This window comes from Trichocoleus sp. ST-U2 (assembly GCF_039961875.1).
Taxonomy (GTDB): Bacteria; Cyanobacteriota; Cyanobacteriia; order Cyanobacteriales; family FACHB-T130; genus FACHB-T130.
This window is the reverse complement of the sequence record NZ_JAMPJY010000029.1, coordinates 1-20,000: the sequence shown is the minus strand read 5'-3', so window position 1 is coordinate 20,000 and position 20,000 is coordinate 1. Positions and strand designations below refer to the sequence as shown.

15 protein-coding genes and 1 pseudogene are annotated in these 20,000 nt (G+C 45.9%); 8 read left to right on the top strand and 8 right to left on the bottom strand.

Annotated elements, in window-relative coordinates; all coding sequences use genetic code 11:
* Window positions 1–95 precede the first annotated feature (95 nt).
* From NC996_RS18445 to NC996_RS18435, 3 genes are all read right to left on the bottom strand, one after another.
* The gene (locus NC996_RS18445) at window positions 96–1,670 is read right to left on the bottom strand and encodes an amidase (RefSeq protein ID WP_190683888.1); all 1,575 of its coding nucleotides are present in this window, start codon (window positions 1,668–1,670) and stop codon (window positions 96–98) included.
* 90 nt (window positions 1,671–1,760) lie between these two features.
* Entirely contained in the window at window positions 1,761–2,657 is an 897-nt protein-coding gene (locus NC996_RS18440; RefSeq protein WP_190683885.1) for an AraC family transcriptional regulator, read from the bottom strand.
* Window positions 2,658–2,978: 321 nt separating this feature from the next.
* Entirely contained in the window at window positions 2,979–4,682 is a 1,704-nt protein-coding gene (locus NC996_RS18435; RefSeq protein ID WP_190683882.1) for a bifunctional diguanylate cyclase/phosphodiesterase, read from the bottom strand.
* Between the two features lie 887 nt (window positions 4,683–5,569).
* Between NC996_RS18435 and NC996_RS18430 the strand changes: the two genes are divergently transcribed.
* Both NC996_RS18430 and NC996_RS18425 read left to right on the top strand, forming a co-directional pair.
* Window positions 5,570–7,321, top strand: a complete 1,752-nt coding sequence (locus NC996_RS18430; RefSeq protein ID WP_190683989.1) for an ABC transporter transmembrane domain-containing protein — start codon at window positions 5,570–5,572, stop codon at window positions 7,319–7,321.
* A 129-nt stretch (window positions 7,322–7,450) separates the two neighbouring features.
* Entirely contained in the window at window positions 7,451–8,044 is a 594-nt protein-coding gene (locus NC996_RS18425; protein WP_190524801.1) for a restriction endonuclease, read from the top strand.
* 17 nt (window positions 8,045–8,061) lie between these two features.
* Here NC996_RS18425 and NC996_RS18420 read toward each other — a convergent pair whose 3' ends face one another.
* Both NC996_RS18420 and NC996_RS18415 read right to left on the bottom strand, forming a co-directional pair.
* On the bottom strand, window positions 8,062–9,048 hold the full coding sequence (locus tag NC996_RS18420; protein WP_190683880.1) for a site-specific DNA-methyltransferase: 987 nt from the start codon (window positions 9,046–9,048) through the stop codon (window positions 8,062–8,064).
* A gap of 44 nt (window positions 9,049–9,092) precedes the next feature.
* Window positions 9,093–9,341: a helix-turn-helix domain-containing protein gene (locus NC996_RS18415; protein ID WP_190683876.1), complete on the bottom strand. Its 249-nt coding sequence runs from the start codon at window positions 9,339–9,341 to the stop codon at window positions 9,093–9,095.
* Between the two features lie 413 nt (window positions 9,342–9,754).
* Here NC996_RS18415 and NC996_RS18410 point away from each other — a divergent pair, with 413 nt between their 5' ends.
* Window positions 9,755–11,539 carry an ABC transporter ATP-binding protein gene (locus NC996_RS18410; protein WP_190432910.1) on the top strand — a complete coding sequence of 595 codons (1,785 nt, stop codon included), beginning with the start codon at window positions 9,755–9,757 and terminating at the stop codon, window positions 11,537–11,539.
* 90 nt (window positions 11,540–11,629) lie between these two features.
* Here the strand turns inward: NC996_RS18410 and NC996_RS18405 are convergent, their stop codons facing one another.
* The gene (locus tag NC996_RS18405) at window positions 11,630–13,033 is read right to left on the bottom strand and encodes a sugar porter family MFS transporter (protein ID WP_190412424.1); all 1,404 of its coding nucleotides are present in this window, start codon (window positions 13,031–13,033) and stop codon (window positions 11,630–11,632) included.
* A gap of 109 nt (window positions 13,034–13,142) precedes the next feature.
* On the opposite strand from NC996_RS18405, the gene NC996_RS18400 reads away from it, so the two are divergent.
* Complete coding sequence (locus tag NC996_RS18400) at window positions 13,143–13,271, top strand: hypothetical protein (RefSeq protein ID WP_277881936.1); 129 nt, start codon at window positions 13,143–13,145, stop codon at window positions 13,269–13,271.
* A 634-nt stretch (window positions 13,272–13,905) separates the two neighbouring features.
* Window positions 13,906–15,105: a PEP-CTERM sorting domain-containing protein gene (locus tag NC996_RS18395; protein WP_190683871.1), complete on the top strand. Its 1,200-nt coding sequence runs from the start codon at window positions 13,906–13,908 to the stop codon at window positions 15,103–15,105.
* A 291-nt stretch (window positions 15,106–15,396) separates the two neighbouring features.
* Here the strand turns inward: NC996_RS18395 and NC996_RS18390 are convergent, their stop codons facing one another.
* The gene (locus tag NC996_RS18390; RefSeq protein ID WP_190683986.1) at window positions 15,397–16,005 is read right to left on the bottom strand and encodes a DVUA0089 family protein; all 609 of its coding nucleotides are present in this window, start codon (window positions 16,003–16,005) and stop codon (window positions 15,397–15,399) included.
* Window positions 16,006–16,416: 411 nt separating this feature from the next.
* Window positions 16,417–16,764 carry a hypothetical protein gene (locus tag NC996_RS18385; RefSeq protein ID WP_190683868.1) on the bottom strand — a complete coding sequence of 116 codons (348 nt, stop codon included), beginning with the start codon at window positions 16,762–16,764 and terminating at the stop codon, window positions 16,417–16,419.
* Between the two features lie 269 nt (window positions 16,765–17,033).
* On the opposite strand from NC996_RS18385, the gene NC996_RS18380 reads away from it, so the two are divergent.
* The 3 genes and pseudogenes from NC996_RS18380 to NC996_RS18370 all read left to right on the top strand — a co-directional run.
* Window positions 17,034–18,284: a glycoside hydrolase family 10 protein gene (locus NC996_RS18380; RefSeq protein ID WP_190683865.1), complete on the top strand. Its 1,251-nt coding sequence runs from the start codon at window positions 17,034–17,036 to the stop codon at window positions 18,282–18,284.
* 508 nt (window positions 18,285–18,792) lie between these two features.
* A complete protein-coding gene (locus tag NC996_RS18375; RefSeq protein WP_190683862.1) occupies window positions 18,793–19,386 on the top strand; it encodes an HPP family protein in 594 nt (197 codons plus the stop codon).
* 294 nt (window positions 19,387–19,680) lie between these two features.
* Window positions 19,681–19,866: pseudogene (locus NC996_RS18370) on the top strand (neutral zinc metallopeptidase); the annotation flags it as partial.
* Between the last annotated feature and the right edge of the window lie 134 nt (window positions 19,867–20,000).

Below are 20,000 nucleotides of genomic sequence, written 5' to 3'. Positions count from 1 at the left end.
TCCATTGGCTACTATTTTTATTTTCCTGGAGTGACACAAGAGCGATAACTGCGATCTCTCTTGAAAATAGGGGTCAAGGGAGATGTCAGCCTAACCTAAATAGGTGGATGAATCGGATAGTCAGGTTGCGACTGGAAATGTTCTTCTATTGCCGCCATCACCGCTAAAACAATATCTTCACGCCAGTGACGCGCTGCAACTTGTACACCCACAGGTAACCCAACACTCCCTTGTTCTACTTTGGAAGCTGTTTGCTCACTTAACTGTGTACTAAGTAAGCGATCGCTTTCTTCACCCGGACGCACCCGCGTGACGGATACCACGCCTGCGGGCATACCCAGTAAATTGTACGGGATAGTATAAGTCGCATCTTGGAGTAAATAATTACTACTGCCATGAGTCAGTGCTGGCAGAGCGCAAACTGGAGAGAGTATCGCATCCAATTGTTTAGCTTCCATTGCTGCCATAAAAGCTGCACGGTAGCGGTTACGTTCATCAACCGTTTGCCAATATTCGCTGACGGATACTTCGCCCATATAAGGGAAAAGCTTAGCGATGAGCGACTGACCCATCAATCCAGAAATTGCGGCAATAACTCTGAGTAAAGGTTTTGGCAGAGAAGCTGTTTGAATGGTCTGATTAATTTGTGGATGCCGTTTGCTGTTACCTAACTGCCTTTTCGAGGTTACTAAGCCATCTGCACCATAGAGTTGGAGGTATAACTGTAAAGCTTTAAGCAAGTCTGGAGGTGTCCACTCTTCGACGATCGCACCACGTTTTTCAAGCGAAACAGCAGCTTCTCTCACCGCACGTCGCACGGCAGGGGAAGGAGTAATGATGCCATTGTCAGTGAAAAAAGCGATTCGCAAATTCTCCACTTTGACATCAGACGGTTCGCGCCAAGGTACGGGTGGAATACTGGGGTCAAACGCTTCCTGTCCCGGTACCGCCAGAACTTTCATCGCCAGGTTCAAGTCAGCGACAGTCCGTGCCATTGGGCCGGGTTGTGCCAGTATCGCTTCTTGACCGGGTAACAGGGGTATGTGACCGACCATCGATAACCTATTCGATGTGGGTTTCAGGCTGGAAATCCCACAGGCATGAGCAGGCATCCGAACGCTGCCGCCAATATCACTCCCCAAGCCAAAACACGAACCCAAAGCCGCGATAATCGCCGCCTCACCACCACTGCTTCCCCCTGGAGAGCGTTCCGGATTCCAGGGATTCACGGTGCGACCGTAGATGGGGTTATCCGATTCGTTCGATGCTAGCAACTGGGGGACATTGGTTTTACCTAAAATAATCGCTCCTGCCTGTTGCAGTCTTTTGACCAGTGGCGCATCCTGCTTTGCCGTTTGACTGAGAGCAGAGATTCCCATGTTGGAGACAGTTCCCGCTACATCAAAGGACTCCTTGATAGTGATGGGAACTCCGTGTAATAGTCCCAGTGTTTCTCCCCTAGAACGAGCTTCATCAGCAGCTTTTGCTTGCGATCGCGCTTGCTCAAATAGAGGGATAATAACAGCATTTAAGCGAGGATTAACCTCTTCAATGCGTTGAATGTGCGCCTCAACGACTTCGCTGGCAGAAAGTTCTCCAGCCGCAATTTTTTGAGTAATTTCTGTGGCGCTACTGCCAAGAATAGCGGAAGGAATTTTGACGGTATCCATTGACCACTCGCTTGTAACTCTACATTACTTAGAATTACCTTTCTACTCCAGAGCGTCTTGTAGATTCGTCCAATTTTTTGTACGTTCTTGCTATCCTTGTCGGATATGTCTGGGAGTCACGCCTAGCAGACGTTTCAAGTGACGGTTGAGATGGCTTTGGTTGGCAAAACCAACGCTGTAGGCTACCTCGGCAATGCTGAGTTCTCCGTTGAGGAGTAATTCTTTAGCGCGTTCTACTCGATGACGAATCACATATTGATGCGGAGTCAAGCCCGTTGACTGTTTAAACAAGCGAGTGAAATAATGGGGACTCATCTGCACGATTTTCGCCAGTTCCGCTAAACCTAAATCTCGGTCGAGATGGTCGTTAATGTAGTCAATGACTTGCCGTAATTGGCGTCTGGAAAGACCGCCATTATAGTCACGTAGAATAGGTTGGCGTGCTGAGTAGTTTTGTAACAGGTGAACCGCTAGAGCATTAGCCATCGTCTCAGCGTAGAGACGGCTCCCTTGAGGATTGTTTTCTAACACTTGCTGAAGTGCAAGTCCTATTTGCAGAACTAGCCCATCAGATGTGGCAAAGTGGGGCACGAGTTCAACGTTAGAAGGTTCAGCCGATTCGTCAACAGCACGGGCGAAAACATCCGAAGCAATAGCGATAACAATAAAGTCATGTTCTGCATTCCAACAAGAACGATGACCAACCTGGGCAGGAGTAATAACAATATCCCCTTCAACGACTCGCTCGTGATGAATTCTCCCGTCTAGGGTTCGCCGTGCCTGAATTGGAGCCTCGGTTTTTGGGAAAATGAGAAGACCATGCCAAAAGAGACTGCAAACTTCAGGAGATTCAAAGGCGGGTGTGCGGAAATGTCCCAGAAAAATGCCATTCCATCCCGCATGAAGACTTGTGAGAATTGGTGAGCGATCGCAGATTTGGATGAGATCGTCTTCGTTTGCGATCGCTCTTGGTTTGGCTTCTGGCATGGGGTGAACTCATCCCTACATGCTTAGTGTATCAATATCGATCGCGTAGTTCATCGACACAAAAAGCCGCAGGCGCACAAAGATTCCATCAGAAAGATGGAGCAGCTTCTGCAATACAACCAAAAGTCTTGTTTATTTGCATAGGAATTCATCAGAGCCAAACCGAAGGCTCCCGATCGCTCTGCGCCAGAAGAAGGCGTGGAAGACTAGGAGCTGTTGTGAATGTGGTTGCACGCCAAAAGCGATCGCACTCACCCAATACGAAACAAGTGCGATCTCTAGAGATTAAAGGAGGCAGTCTAACAGCTAGCCAGATTTTCTCTAGGCTACGGCTTGCTGAAAACTTTCTTGGAGCATTTGGGCGATCGCATCAGCGGGGACAGGACGGCTAAAATAGAACCCCTGACCTTCTTCACACCCCCGTCTTTGCAGGTAGTCAAGCTGTTCTTTGGTTTCTATGCCTTCTGCTGTAATGTTCAACCGCAGGCTCTTTGCGAGGGCAATGATGGCATCGGTTACGGCGGCGCTATCAGGATTAGATGTCACATCCTGCACAAATGACCGATCGATCTTGAGCATGGTAACGGGAAAGCGCTTCAAGTAGTTCAGAGAGGAATAGCCGGTGCCAAAATCATCCAAAGCCAGCAAGATACCCAGGTTTCGTAATTGCTCTAAAGTGTTAACAGATCGCTGAACGTCTCCCATGAGGAGGCTTTCAGTCACTTCCAGTTCTAGGTAAGATGCTTTTAACCCGGTTTCCTCAAGGGTTTGGTTGACGACTTCGACTAGATTTGGTTGTTCAAACTGTCGAGCTGACAGATTTACCGATATCCGAATTGGAGGGAATCCGGCAAGCTGCCAAGCACGAGTTTGGGCGCAAGCAGTTCGCAAAACCCATTCCCCAATTTGCACGATCGAACCATTTGCTTCTGCAATGGGAATAAACTTAGCTGGAGAAACCAACCCTAGCGTCGGGTGCTGCCAGCGAACCAGGGCTTCCATTGCCGTGATTTTTCTGGTATGCAAATCAATCAAGGGTTGGTAATAAACCACCATTTCGTTGCGCTCAACCGCTCCATGTAATTCATTTTCTAATACCAGTCGTTCCTGCAACTGAGCATTCACTTCTGGCGAATAGAACTGATATTGGCTACGTCCTTGTTGTTTTGCCTGATATAGAGCCAGACGAGCCTGTTGCAACAGTTTATCCACACCATTGCGATTTTCTAGGTCATTAATAGCGATACCAATACTGGCGGTAATCCGAATCGAGTTTCCCTCTAAAAAGAAGGGTTTCGCCAGCGTACTTACTAGCAACTGAGATAGCTTGATCGCGCTCTCAAAGCAGGGAATTTCCGTTAGCGCGATCGCAAATTCATCTCCACTCACATGAGCCAGAATCTCTGTTTGACCCATACAGGTTGTCAAACGCTGGGCAACTGCTCTTAACAGCAAATTTAAGGTTTCCCGATCCAATGTATGACTCATGTCAGTGAAATCGTCGATACTCAACAAAAGCACCGCTATCAGCCGCTGGTTGTTTTCTGATTGGGATACTATCTGATGCAAGCGATCGCAGAATAAATCCCGATTAGGTAATCCAGTCAGTCCATCGTAGTTGCTGATGTAGTGAATTAATTCATCTAACTTATGAAGAGTTTGTGAGGTATCTGCCATTAATGTGCCTGCTTCATCGGCAAATTCTGTAGGCAGTTCGGGTAACTTTTTGGTATTCAAATAGTCTTGTAATGCAGCAGATGTCAAAATGACTGGGGCAAGGAGGTGGCGTAGTGCATACAGAGTAGCTGCTGTACCCACTAAGGTAGCCAACAGAGCAATCACCAGCACTCGCACTGTCATTTCCCAGGAATAAGAGTTTGAAATAACGAAAGTTATCAATAAGGTTAAAAGTGGTACGTGAGTGCCTAAAAATGCCACCAACATAATTTTGGCGGTATAGCTTTTCTTAAGCAGTCCGAACCGAGCTAGAAAGGAGTAGAGGGCAAGCTTGCAATTGAGTTTCATAGATGCTGCTCAAGGGTTAAAAGTTGGCAAATTACTTACCAAGTAATATGGCAGAACCATATCTGGCATTTTGGAGATATAGAGGACTACTTCCCTTTCAAATCAACCGATGCAAGGTTACATTTATAACCTTAAATATGGTATTTACCGAAACCAAATTTTAGATTTTCGATACATCTCATTACACAGTACATTTTTGAAATCATAAATGTTCACCGTATAATCACTGATTTATAAAAAAATTAAGAATAAATAAAGCTTTTATCTCCGAGAAATTAGGGAAAGTGAAAGCGATCGCCAGAGTTTAAGTTACTCAGTGTAATGCTTTGAGCGTGGGACGACCGGGAAAGATTGCGATCGCATATACAGCATTTTTCAGTTAGGTGGAGTAAATGGCGGTTCTAACGTTCGATAGAGGCTTTTTAATTGCTATGCCGCTATAGATGTATGGCACCCAAACGAGAATTGCTATAGATCTCCGGTGACTTCGATCAGGTGGGTAGATGAGGTATTGGCGTGGGTGGGTTTCCTCACATCTTGCAACCTGGTGGCTGAAACCGCACAGCGATCGCAAGCACACTAACAAAACCTAGCTACGCAGGTTATAAAATCCTTGCTCTTCGGTTAGTCTGCGCTTTTAGGACGGGGAATGCGATCGCCCCAGAATTCTATTGTGACGGCTTACGGCTTAGTGTTACGGCTTAGTGCATGATGCGATCGCGACTTGTAGTGAGGCGTGAGGCGACGGTTATGCAAAGCAGCTTGTCCTTGAGGATTGCAGCTTTTTTCTATCGAATCTTAGTTAATCTTAGTCAGGAGAGACTTTTCTAAATACAGAAGGGTAAATTCTATTGGTTCAGCAATCAGAACTCCAAAACAAGTCATCGATGCAGCCGCTTCAGCGCGTGCTGGGAAGTTTAAGCGTCTACCGTTGGATCTCGATAGGGGCGTTGCTCAGTTCCTTGCTCTTAACGGCTGCTTATGCCGTCACTCCCCAACTGTTTCGCTGGGGAATCGATGGAGGGATTGCCCAGCGAAACCTCCAAATTGTGTTCTACAGCGCTGGATGGATGGTCGTTGCGGCGATCGCGCGCGGTTTGTTTAACTTTGGACAAAGCTTTTGGGCAGAAACCGCATCTCAAGGGGTGGCCTACGATCTGCGAAACAAGATTTTCAGCAAGATTCAAAACCTCAGTTTCAGCTATCACGACCAATCCCAGACTTCTCAACTGCTAACTCGCGTCACTAGCGATATTGAGCAAATCCGCACGTTCCTGAGTACGAGCCTGATGCAAGTGATCGGTGCAGTCATAACACTTGTCAGCATTGCCACAATCTTGCTGTTAATGAACTGGCAACTGGCGCTGATTACCCTAACAGTCGTACCCATCTCAGGGTGGTTGTTAGCGCAGTTTCTTACCAAAAATAGCCGGTTGTTTGGGCAAGTTCAGGAGCAACTCGGCAATCTAAATACTGTATTGCAAGAGAATCTGCTGGGCGTGCGAGTGGTAAAAGCGTTTGTCCGAGAATCAGCAGAAGCAAAGCGTTACACGACGCTGAATGATGCGTTGATTGTGACCAACATGAAGACCATTCGCGCCATCCGCGATACTTTTCCGTTCATCTTTTTGCTCAGTAACTTGGTGACAGTCGTTGTCATCGGTTATGGCGGTGCAGAGGTCATTGAAAATCGGTTTTCAATTGGAGAATTGGTAGCGTTTAACTCTTACTTGCTGTTGATTCTTCAACCCGTTTTATTAATAGGATTTGCGGCTCCCGCGATCGCGCAAGCGGCAGCATCTGCCGAACGAGTCTATGAAGTAGTGGATGCAGAGATTGAAATTCGCAATCGCCCTGGTGCTGTCCCCTTTGAAACTTGCGGCGGTCGAATTACATTTGAAAACGTCTCGTTCCGCTATCCAGGAGCTACTACAGAAGCCCTGAAAGGCGTTTCCTTTGAAACTAAACCGAAAGAACTCATCGCCATTCTGGGGATGACTGGTTCCGGGAAAAGCACCATTATCAACCTGATTCCGCGCTTCTATGATGTTACGGCGGGGTCAGTTCGCATCGATGGACGAGATGTGCGGGACTTCACCCTAACAAGCTTGCGATCGCATATTGGCATCGTATTTCAGGAAACCACACTGTTCTCTGGCACCATCCGCGAGAATATTGCTTATGCTAAGCCTGATGCAGACTTGGAGCAAGTCATTGAAGTCGCAAAAGCCACGCAAATGCACGACTTTATTACTAGCTTGCCCGATGGTTACGAAACGATTGTTGGAGAACGCGGTGTAGGCTTATCGGGCGGACAAAAGCAACGGATCGCGATCGCTCGCACATTGCTGACAGATTACAGCATTCTCATCCTCGATGACAGCACTTCTGCCGTAGATGCCAGAACCGCTGCCCAGATTCAGGAGGAACTCGATCGCCTGATGCGCCAAAAAGCTTGCACGACCTTTGCGATCGCTCAACGCATTAGTACCGTGCGGAATGCCGATCGGATTTTGTTGATGGATAAAGGACGATTGGTAGCGCAAGGAACCCATGAAGAGTTAATGCAAAATAGTCCCCTTTATGGGGCAATTTTGGAGTCCCAGGTGAAGCGAAAGACTGAAAGTGGAGCAATTTAGTCTCAAGATAATTTGAATGTCACCTTGTTCGGGTTGTCTGTGGGACAATGCAGGAACTCAGCTTAATTCTCCGACCAAATAGGCAGAACTGTACTACTCTTGCGTAACAAAGTTATATGAGTAGTCAGGATGAAGATTGTTCAAGAGGTTTCCTTAATCAGCGTTGGCAGTTTTGAAGAATCAAGCGATTGGTCTATTATTCGCGCTGAAATTCGTGATGCTGTCTCTCTAATCGTTCATCCTCCTGGTACATCAAGCTTTACAATCAATCCAACTAAGCACGGTAATGGCGTTAAGCCAATTAAACAAGCTTGCACGATCGCGTTGAGGGACAGATACGGATGGAGGCTAGAAACTTCAATTAACTATGCAACCCGCTCGCCAGGAAAGGTAGATGCCACAAAAGTCATTGACAACCACCTTTTTGCTCTTGAGTGGGAAACGGGTAATATCTCCTCAAGCCATCGAGCAGTCAATAAAATGGTTCTTGGATTGCTACGTGGTGTTTTTCTAGGAACTGTTTTGGTACTCCCAAGTAGAAAACTCTATCCTTACCTAACCGATCGGATTGGCAACTATGAAGAGTTGGAGCCATACTTTGATGTTTGGCGGGCAGTCAGGATAGAAGAAGGTTTTCTGGCAATCTTTGTAATTGAACACGATCGAGTAGATAACAACGTACCAACGATTACCAAAGGAACAGATGGTCGTGCATTAGTCTGAATCGTTCTGCACGGAAGCTATGTAGAGTAAGGAATTGGCAGTTGTGATGCAATAGTTTTGCGTTGCTTCAATTTCTTGCTTCCCCTTGCTGATTCCCATTCCTCTATAATTCCATTAACCAAATCAGTCAATCGTTCTACTGCTGGCTCTGTATCCCCAATTTCTGAACCAATCCAGTAACGGTGTAGTTTTTCTGCTGCGTAAAATGTAGTACCAGAACCTCCAAATGGATCAACCACAATCTCACCGGGATTAGATGCCATTGCAATAATCCGTTCTAACATAATGGGAGCCAGTTCGTTGGGGATTCGTTTTTTATGCCGACGATGCCGAACTGGTGGAATATCAGTCCACATTTCCTCGGTTAATGTCCATAAAACTTCACTAGAATCAGCTTCAGGGGCATCCTCCCAAACATCCTCTGGCATATCCCAGACATCCATTAAGTTGATGCCTTTTTCATTGAGCTTTTTTCGATGTCCGCCATAGTCACGAATTTCTCCGCCACAATGCCGACAAACTTGAATGGGTGTGTAAACTTTGTTGAAGACTGCTGGTTCTCCTTTAGTGTAATAGAGTAATCCGTAGTGAGCGGGAGACATCTTTTTACCACGGGGAAAAGCTTTCGGCATTCTGCAAGCAATCCAATGCCGAAACCACATTCCTTTCTGATTGAGGTATGCACCATACTCTATGCACCATTTAGGTAGGTTGAATACAAATAAACTTCCACCAGGTTTAAGTACTCGAATGCTCTCCCCCAGCCACTGTTGCGACCAGGCTAGATATTTGTCTAACTCCATCCGATCGCTTACTCCTTCACCGTATTCTTTTCCAAGATTAAAGGGTGGATCGGCAAATACAAGATTTACAGACTCATTAGGCAATGCTGACAGAAGTTTAAGGCAGTCTCCTTGATAGAAGATGCCATGCTCACTAATGTAAACCTGTTGTAATTCTTGTTGAATTGCAACATCAGTTGCAATCAGTTGAAAAGGAAGCATTTATCTAACCTTTAGTACATTAGTATAGCTTGAGCCTACAAACTCTATTGTCCTTTGTCAATAGAGTTTGGTTCAGAAGTTGTACTCCGTGGCTGATAGGGTTTCCCCATAGGTTGATTCTTATATCTCCCTACTTCAGCAGCTTCTATGTAGTAGTAACGCCCAAGTTTGTGAGCTACAATCTGACCATTCTTAATCAGGTCGTGAACTCGCTGACGAGTTACGCATAGCAGCAAAGCTGTTTGAGCTACAGAAAGTAAGTCAGGGCTGTCCTTTGAAGCAAGGTCTGTCATACGATAAGCTAAAAGGGTGCTTTGATCTCACAAATCCTTCGTCAATATTGCATTTGTGACTTCAACTATCTGTAAGCTCTTAATTTCGCTGAGAAATGCGATCGCGTATTGCTTGAGGCACATTCTCCCAGTATTGGTCTGTCATTGGTGTTGCCGGAGCGAACTCTAACCCTTCCAGTCGAACTGATTCCAGCCGTTCCTTCGCTTTTCGTGCTCGATCCTGACGGATTAACTTGCAAAAATACTCGCTGACTGTACTATAGCCACCAGGTCATAAGAATTCCTCCAAGCCTCACAGCCTACATAATGTCAAATTATGCCATAACAAACAGTGAGCTATGACGGATGTAGGTTTGAGAGAGTCCTTCCAGACGATACGATAGCGAAGTGAAAAAATAAGTTGGGAAAAAAGCATGAGAGTCCCAGGTCCCGTTGTCGCATCCGAGCAAAAAGCAACTCACCAACTCTCAACCCTGCGGCGCTTTTTACGATATCTCCGACCCTATCGGAAAGAAATTCCCATTGCCTTAACCTTAGTGGCGATTGGGGCGGCAACGCAATCCATTGGCCCCTTCTTGATTGGTTGGTCTATTGACAATCTGATTACGCGGGGAAATCTGCGGGGATTGTTATTGATGTTGGGGGTACTGGGACTGATCTACATCCTCGGTGTTTGGGCAATTCGAGGACAGATTATGCGCGTGGGTTCGATCGTGCAGCGCGTACTGGCTCAACTGCGGCAAGATATTTTTATTAAAATCCAAAGCCTTCCAATCAGCTTTTTCGATCGCAGCGAAGCGGGTGATTTGATGAGCCGCTTGCTGAATGATGTGAATACAGTGAATCAAGCATTTGGACAGACGATTGCCCAAATGTTGGGCAACACGTTCAGCTTAATTGGCATTATTATTGCCATGCTCTCAATCGATCTGAAACTTGGTTTGCTGAGCAATTTAGCGGTGCCATTGATGATTTTCACGACTGGCTTGTTTTCCCGCTGGGCAAGAGCGAGATTTCGCGTCACGCGGCAGACAATCGGCGATCTTTCCGCCAAGCTAGAAGAAGGTATCAGCAGTGTCCGGGAAGCACAAGCATTTAATCGCATCCAACTCAATATTGAAGAGTTTGATGTTGTCAACGCAGCCAATCGCGATGCCAACGTTGAAGCAGTGGCAATTACGGCTGCATTTTTGCCGTCGATTGATTTTCTCAATACATTAGCTACCGCCGCAGTGCTGGCGTATGGAGGCTATCTGGCGGTAACAGGAGCCGCAACTGTGGGGGTGGTGACTTCCTTTTTACTCTACGTTCAGCAGTTCTTTCGCCCTATCCAAATTCTCAGCCAGTTTTACACCCAAGCTCAATCGGCGATGGCAGGTTTGGAGCGGATTTTTCTGCTATTAGATGAACCTTCGCAATTGAACGATGCCCCTAATGCGACTGAGATGCCGCCTATTCAGGGCGAGGTGCGGTTTGAAGCGGTGACATTTGGCTATACCCCTACTCAACTCGTACTCAAAGGGGTGAATCTGCACGCTCAACCGGGACAGATGATTGCATTAGTTGGACCAACCGGAGCGGGTAAAAGTACGATTATTAACTTAATTCTGCGCTTCTACGATGTGTCTGGGGGCGCAGTTAAAATTGATGGGATTGATGTGCGGAGCGTGACGCAGGCGAGTTTGCGTCGTCAAATTGGCATTGTTTTGCAAGACAATATTTTGTTCAGCGGTACAGTTGCGGAAAATATTGCTTTCGGCTGTCCTCACGCCACGCAAGCTGATATTGAAGCAGCGGCGCAATTAGCTAATGTGCATGAATTTATCATTTCCTTGCCGCAAGGATACGCGACTCAATTGGGAGAACGGGGTGCGCCTCTGAGCCAAGGACAGCGACAGCTGGTAAGTATTGCGCGTGCTGTATTAATCAACCCCCGAATTTTGATTCTGGATGAAGCGACCAGTAGTATTGATACTCGCACAGAAGCGCTGGTGCAGGATGCGATCGCGCGTCTACTCCAAAGTCGCACAAGCTTTGTGATTGCCCACCGCCTCAGTACAGTAACGCAAGCCGATCAAGTGTTAGTGATTCAGCAAGGACAAATTGTGGAACGAGGTACTCACGCAGAACTCATCGCTCAACAAGGTGTCTATGCCAATCTCTATGCACTTCAACTGGGTGCAAATTCTACTCAATAGGGTGGTGCAAGGATGCTGGTTAAAACTTAGCGCGATCGCACTCTGCTCAATTACCGCCGATAACCAAAGAACCTGCGGTGAAAGTCGATACTACACCATTTCCTCTAGTTCTTTACCCTTGGTTTCTTTTATCAGCAGCAGCACGAAGAACAAGGAAATCGCCGCAGCAGTCGCATACAAGCCATAGGCAAAGCCTAAACCCACATCCTTGAGAGGGGGAAAGGTCGTGGACACCGCAAAGTTGGCAATCCACTGAGCCGCAGCAGCGACGGATAGTGCCGCCCCGCGAATCCGATTGTTAAACATCTCCCCTAGCATCACCCAAACGACGGGTCCCCAAGAGAAGCCGAAGCAGAAGACGTAGAGGTTAGCAGCTAGCAAGGCAATGATGCCAGAGTTTCCGGTTAGGGAGGGGTTCCCGGCGGCATCTAGGGGCGCACTGCCAAAGGTTGCCGCCAGCGTTCCCAGAGTCAGCGTCATGCCCAGAGAACCCAGGATCAGCAGAGGTTTGCGTCCAAACTTGTCCACGAAAGCGATCGCGACTAGCGTTGTCACAATATTGGTGATACTGGTAATCACGGTAATCCACAGCGAATCCTTCTCGGAAAAGCCTACCGCCTGCCACAGCACGCTGCTGTAGTAGAAAATCACGTTAATCCCTACCAACTGTTGCAGAACAGATAACCCAATACCAACCCAGACTATCGTGAGTAAGCCATGCCTACCCATGAGATCGGACAGTTGAGGTTTGCGTTCCCGCAATACCGTCTGCCGAATCTCCTGTACTTTCGCCTCAACATCTCCACCCAAAACCTTTGCCAAAACCGAAGCTGCTTCTGCTTCCCGTCCTTGAGCGACCAAGTAGCGGGGTGATTCTGGAATCCGCAGTGCGCCTACTGCATAGGCAATGGCAGCTGGGATCTCAGTCCAGAACATCCAACGCCAAGCCGGGACTCCAAACCAGAAGGGCGCTTCGGCGGAACCAGCAGCAACAGCGATGAAGTAGTCGCACAGCAAGGCAATGAATATCCCGGTAACGATCGCAAGTTGCTGGAGAGAACCGAGTCGTCCGCGCAGGTGTGCAGGGGAAACTTCGGCAATGTAGGCGGGGGCGATAACGCTCGCAGCACCAACTGCTACCCCGCCCACCAATCGCCAAACCATGAAATCCCAAATAGTAAAGGCAATACCGGAACCTACGGCGCTGATCAAAAACATAATAGCCGCGACGATCATCGTCTTTACCCGCCCATAGCGATCGGCGAGCTGTCCGGCAAAGAAGGCTCCCACTGCTGAACCCAGTAGTGCGGAGGAAACGGCGAATCCCGTTGCCACACTACCCACTTGAAACTCTCTTCCCAAAGCGGCTACTGCGCCATTAATTACGGCAGTATCAAAACCAAACAAAAAGCCGCCAATCGCAGCTACCAGCGCCAGCATCAGCACATAGGATGTGCTGGCTTTAGGCATAACAGGTTTGTTGTGAATAGTCATTTGTTAATCCCTAAGTCAAACGCAAATGCAAAGCTAAATTGATTTCGATTTGCTTATCCATACAAACTTTGAAACGCAAAGCCTGCCAAGCGATAGCCAGCAACCTATCGTGGTAGCTTTCTATCGCTTGGCGATTACCTCCAGTACGTTGCGCGATCGCTTATGTACTACGGCAATTTCTACTTTTGTGAACTCCGGAGACAACGATCGGATTGTTCTCCTGGTTCAGCTTCGATAGCTAGTCTGTGTTTAATGTGAGAAATGGGATAAACCGGGTTATCAGAAAGATGTAAATTTATTTCTCACCATGAGAACATTGTTTGATCCTACCTTCTGACTAGCATCAATCTTTAGGATTAAACCTACGAAAGCGTAAGAAAATGTAAGATTTAGCGAATAAACTTAACATAAATACCTGATTAAGAGTAAATATCCCAAAATATAGGAGCGTCAGGTTGTAAATAGTATTTAAGAGCGATCGCAAGGAGAGTTATCTAGAAGCAAATTGACAGACTACACGACCTGTGAAAACACATTCATGTACCGGATGCGATCGCAAGTGTCACCGAATCAAATTTCTCTTCACCATCAGCCGCTCGCCAGTGCGTTTTGCGGTAACATTAAGCACTCCCTAGCTTTCTGATAGATCGTTGATTTCAGTTTCACTTCATCCCTACTCACTCCAAAATCCGTTTGCTGAACTGAAGGGTGTTCCTCCACCTTACGCCAGTATCCCAAGTTTAATTAATAACTTTTTTCAGTGAAGCTTACACAAAAATACGGTAAATCTTGCGTAAAGCTACGCTTTCACTGACAAATTTGGGGTATTTTTCGTCTAACAGATACAAGTCTAAATCTATGGGAGGAGCCTTATGAAAATTAAAACTTTTACATTTAAACCATTCATCAAGCTACTGAACCTGTCAGCTTTAATCACTTTAAGTACCGCTGCCATTTTAGACCTTGGAGCTTCTGGAGCAGATGCTGCCTTATTAATTGGTAATACTAAAACCAACAATGTAGTGCGTTATGACGATAAGACAGGAAAGTTTTTGGGTGATTTTATTGCCCCTGGTAGTGGTGGCTTATCTAACCCAGATGATTTAGTATTTGGTCCTGATGGAAATCTCTATATCAGCAGTGGTAGTAGTTCTACAGGACAGATATTGCGCTACAACGGCAAGACAGGTGCATTTATCGATGTATTTGCTTCAGGGGGAAATCTAACTCGTCCCTATGGGATAGTATTTGGACCTGATGGTTATCTTTATGTGAGTAGCTTTCTTACAGATACAATCCTGCGCTATAACGCTACGACAGGCACATTTGTAGATGTATTTGCTTCAGGAAATGGATTACCTGGTGGTTTAAACGGCCCAAATGATTTGTTGTTTACACCTGATGGTAAGTTGCTCGTTTCTACTCAGGGTAGCGTTGCCATTCCTGGTGATGCTAACACAGATGGCATCATTTCACCTGGAGAGTTTGTTCCTGACTTTAGCAAGGGACTTCCCAGCCAAATATTGAGTTATGAAATTAAAACCAAACAGTCTACTGTTCTAGTAGATTCAGCTACTCCACTTCCCAACAGTTTTAACTTCGTCAGTTTTCTGGGTTTAGCACTTAGCCCCAAGGGAGATTTGTTCGCAACTGACTTTGCAAATGGACTTCGGGCTTATGACATTAATTCAGGAGCATTAAAAGCGACCATTCCAACTGACTATACTTCAATCCCTGGAGGTTTTAGCAATAACTTTATTGGCAATCTGACTTTCATTGGAAATACCCTCTTTACTGTTGGTTTTGACTTTACCAAAAACGATTATGGAGCGATTCTACGATATGACAGCGTAACAGGGAATGCTCAACCTTCGGCAGGTAATCAAGGTGCAGTCTTTGTCTCAACTAACAGTAATCTTCAGCGTCCAATTGGAATTACATCGATTACGTCTGTACCAGAACCGACAGCTACAATAAGTTTGTTTGCATTTGGTACATTCTGCGCGGTCTTTCTACAGAAGTCCAAGCGGAAAAACCACTGCTTGCACGCAGAAGATACAGTTATCAATTAACGAGATAGTAGCACTCGTGAAGGTATTACGACTGATGTCTTCACAGGCGAATTCAAGTGCCTTCATTTTACGCGATCGCCTTTATGGATGCTGTTGGGTTAAAAATGATTTGCATTTGCACCCAATGGAACTTCGTTTCGAGCATCTTTGAGCAATTCGGCAATTGCAGATAGGTGTTGGGAAGTTAGCGATCGCGCTTTGTGTAAAGTCAAAGTAAAAAACTGCCGTACCTTCATCATGGAAGACAAAGCAGTGAAAAAAATAGGTTTGTAATCAGTAGAGATTGTTATTCTATCCTTTGACTGTAGCTTTCTGTTGGTGTTTGCGATTCAGTACAGAACCAGCGCCTAATCCACTAAGCACTAATAGACCCAAGACAGAACCAGGTTCAGGGACAGAGCTAGTTGGCTGGTTTAGACTGATAGAGTAACTGCCACTGCTTTCCCCATTATTGTTATAAGTAGGGCCAGAGCTGGCAAAGTTGGAAAAGGATGATATTCCTAAGAAGTAGTTACCAGCATCCAGAACCTCGTTGAGAGTGGACTGGAATAAAAATGACGGATAAATCGGCGCAAAAAAAGTATCGTCGTTCTGAGCGAGTAGTGTGCCTGACGAATCAAACAGTTGCAGTATGGTATCGAAGATTGCACCACCAACTGTTGTAGCGTTGAATAACCCGCCGCTCCAAGAGAAAGAGAAAAGGTCGGCATCATTGGATGGAGAGATAGTTCCTTGGATGACATTAATGCCCTCGCCAACATTTTGGGCAGTATTTAAAGTCTGACCTGCATCGCCGGATTCAAAAAAAGTCGCAGCCTGTGCCGTTCCCCCTATTCCCACAATAAGTGCGGCTCCGACGGTAGTTATCGATAATTTATTCAGCAAAGTTGAGGTATTCATAAAATTCGTTACTTCAAAAAATTGAAGTTGATAGTGTAGATATTGATGTGAAATTTACTGGGGCGATCGCTTCATTCCGCTTGCAGCAAGCCATGCGAACTCTTTCCTTACCTCCAAAAAGTTGTTGAAGGGTAAGGGCGATCGCCTGAATTTTCATATCTATCTATAGCCGATGAAAGTTATTTAAGTAGAGCTTTAACTTGCTCTTGAATATTGAGTTTTTGCTTGATTGCTTGTTGAGTAAACTATGGCGTACTTTCCCTAACAGCTGCAATGTTTTTCGCGCATCTTTACCGAAAAATTACATACTTGCATATAGGTTTTGACTATACACACGCGAATTATTTAGCCCAATGGCAAGCTCCACAAGGCTTTTATGCGTGTTAATATTTAGGACTTTGATAGGAAAATTTAAAGTTTATGTGAAGTCTCAGTAAAAACTCGTAGTTTAGGCAAGCGCACTTTAATGTATTTACTGAGCGGGGCGACCGCACATAAACCCTCACTCGCCTTTCTAGCGGGATCGTGTGAGACAAGGGTGAGGTGAATAGCAGGCGCGATCGCACTTACGGAGCGAGTTGGAACAAAAACGATAGCTCCAACTGCCTCTGGGAAAGGATTTAGATGAAGGCGATCGCTAATAATCTTGGATGGATTTTGGAAAGTCTGGGTTAGGTGAGATAGCACCTTGCTCTCTGTGGATGCCGTGCAGTTGCCAGTCGGTGACATCTGCAAGCGAGAGAACTTCGCTTTGTGCATCACAATCTGGGCAAACTATTCATCTGCAACCAAAAACATCGTTTTGGCGACCTTACGATAGCGAATGCTGGGTATCAATCAAGGCAGCCCGTGATTCTACTTACAATACCCTGATGCCTCAGTTTTTCTAATACAACAATTCAAAATTACTGATTGAATGATTCCTGTTAAGAATCAACTTTTTAGTAGATATAAATACCTGTAAACTATTAATCGTTCATTCCATCACCAGGCTAAGCGATCGGATAGCTAACTTATCATTCAAACTTATGAAATTACATTTCATTCCTAGAGGTTGGTGGCGATCGCTCAAGTATCTCTTGTTACTGTTTCTGGCATCATTCATCACAGTATTGCTGGCTGGCAACCCCATCTCTGCGATCGCGCAAAGCCCAATGCCACTAGAAGCGATCGAGCAAAGCCCAATACCCGAAGCGACCCCTCAGAAACGTTTTCAAGAAATTCGCGGGGTTTGGATGACCAACAATGACAATAAAATTCTCAGAGATCGCCCCAAGCTGCAAAATGCTGTCAGTCAACTGGCGCAGCTAAACTTCAACACGATCTATCCTGTAGTGTGGAATTCTGGCTATACGCTTTACGAAAGTGCCATAGCACAACGGGAAGGCATTCAATCTTCTGTCAGCAAAGGTCTACAGGGACAAGATATCATCGCTGACCTGATTGCCCAAGGCCATCGCCAAGGCTTGCTAGTGATTCCCTGGTTTGAGTTCGGTTTCATGGCTCCCCCCCTATCGGAATTGACATCAAATCATCCGAATTGGATTACGCAACGGCGGGATGGTAGCCAAACTTGGATTGGCGCTGCGGGTGAGGTTGTGTGGCTTAATCCCTTCCATCCAGAGGTGCAGCAATTTATCACCGATCTGGTGCTGGAAGTCGTCACTAAATATGATGCCGATGGTATTCAGTTTGACGATCACACCAGTTTGCCCAATGAATTTGGCTACGATCGCTACACGCTTGCCTTGTACAAACAGGAAACCAAGAAAGATGCGCCTTCCAATCCCAAAGATCCTGCATGGGTGCGCTGGCGTGCAGATAAAATTACGGCATTCATGACACAACTCAATAAAGCTGTAAAAGAGAGAAAACCCAACGCAATTTTCTCCGTTGCTCCTAATCCCTACGTCACTGCTTACAATACTTATCTGCAAGATTGGTTGAATTGGGTGCGAAAAGATATTGTGGACGAGTTAATTGTGCAAGTTTATCGTCCCAATCTGCAAAGTTTTCTCGACCAGCTGACCCGCCCGGAAATTCAAGAAGTGCAACAAAAAATTCCAACTGGAGTTGGTGTTCTCACAGGCTTGAGAAATAAGCCTGTTTCGATGCGACTGATTCAATCTAAAGTACGGGCAGCTCGCGATCGCGGCTTGGGTGTAACTTTCTTCTATTATGAAAGCCTTTGGGACGATGCACCAGAACCCAGAGCGGAACGGCAATCTAATTTTCAAAATCTCTTCAACTTCCCGGCTTCCCGCTTTGCGATCAGATAACTTGGGGATCTTTAACAAAGCGATAGCTTCGCTTGCGCCAAGGGCGAACGCGCGCTTCTCCTCTATGCAGTAAAAATTCATCTATCCGAGCGATCGCTTGCTTCATTCACGCAAGCGATCGTTTTTTGCTGTCAACGTATCAATAAAACTGATTACTTAAATTGCTTATTCTTATGAATTAGAGGTTCCATTTTGAACGAGGAAAAGATAAGGTTAACCTAATGTTAAGATTTCATGACAATTGTTAACGCAGGAGAATATTTTTCATGTTAGATGAGGTTTTTTGTCATCCTTCTGCTTGTATGAAAGCGAATCATGGCATCTATACCTTCTTTCCCTAGATTGAATAACAGCATTTAAGTTTGCTATAGCAATACGGTTGAATTGCAGAATTTAGATATTTATCTGGTCATAGCTTGCAAATCCCTATAAAGATTTGCAAGCTGAGCAGAACGATTTTTTATGACCAATTTTTCCGATTTTACTATCTGATAAAAGTAAAAAAACGATGAGAAGTTATCTGCCTAAAGGGCGAAATTATCGCACCATTCTGCCTCAATTAAATTACAAAAGTATTCGTTTGAGAGTAGACAATTACTGCTTAAAAATACGCGGTAGTAAACGTGCAGTTCCTTTAGAGAGACCCGATCATAGGCATATTCTGTGGAGTTCGCTGGGTAGTTTCATCGGCATTGCAGCCACAGCTTATTTATCGGTGAAAACTGACGCTCCTCTACTAATGGCTCCCTTTGGTGCTACCAGCGTCTTGATTTTTGGTGTACCTGATAGTCCCTTAGCACAACCGCGTAATGTAATCGGCGGTAATTTTATCGCGGCTCTAGTTAGCTTGACGATTTTGCATCTTTTTGGTGCGGAACCCTGGGCGATGGGAATGGCTGTGGCAACTGCTATTGGCATGATGCAGTTCACAGGGACATTGCATCCACCTTCGGGAGCTGTTGCATTAGTCGTAATGATGACGAAGGCACAGTGGCAGTTTCTGCTAACCCCGGCACTTGAAGGTTCTATTATTTTGGTACTCTGTGCAGTAGTTTTTAACAATCTTGCTCAAGACAGGACGTATCCTAAGCACTGGTTTTGAGCAGTCTGAATCTCTACATGAGTAGTGGTAGAAAGGGTCGGGTTAACTAAGGATCGGAGGTTAATCAACCTCCGATTTTTTGCGTAGGGGCTTTTCTTGTGCCATTCTTCTACTGTTTGACCCTGAGATAGCCTTCCCTAAGAAGGATCGTCTATAAATCAGCGCCGTCCCTCTGGCAGAGGATCTAGATGAAGGCGATCGCTAATATTTGTAGTGGGTTGTGGAAAGTCTGGGTTAGGTGAAATAGCACTTTACTTACTTCTGCTGGGTTGAGTAGTTTGGAGACTTGAAGCTATGCGCTGGGAATTCGGTCGTAAAAGCAGCAACGTTGAGGACAGACGCGGGGGTGGGGTTTCTGGGCCTGTGGTAGGGGGCGGGATTGGGACAATCCTTTTGGCAGTGATTGTTGCTCTCTTGGGGGGCGATCCCGGTGCAGTGTTGCAACAAGGACAAGAACCAGCGCCAAGCGATCGCACTTCTTCCCAGTCTCCTCAAACACAATAGACCTCTTGCACGAATCAGCTAACCAGAGCTAGCTCAAAGTTGATGATGCCTGCGAGTAGATGCACTCGGCGCGTAAAGTGCCGCCGTCGATTCCGATAGCGCTCAGCCAA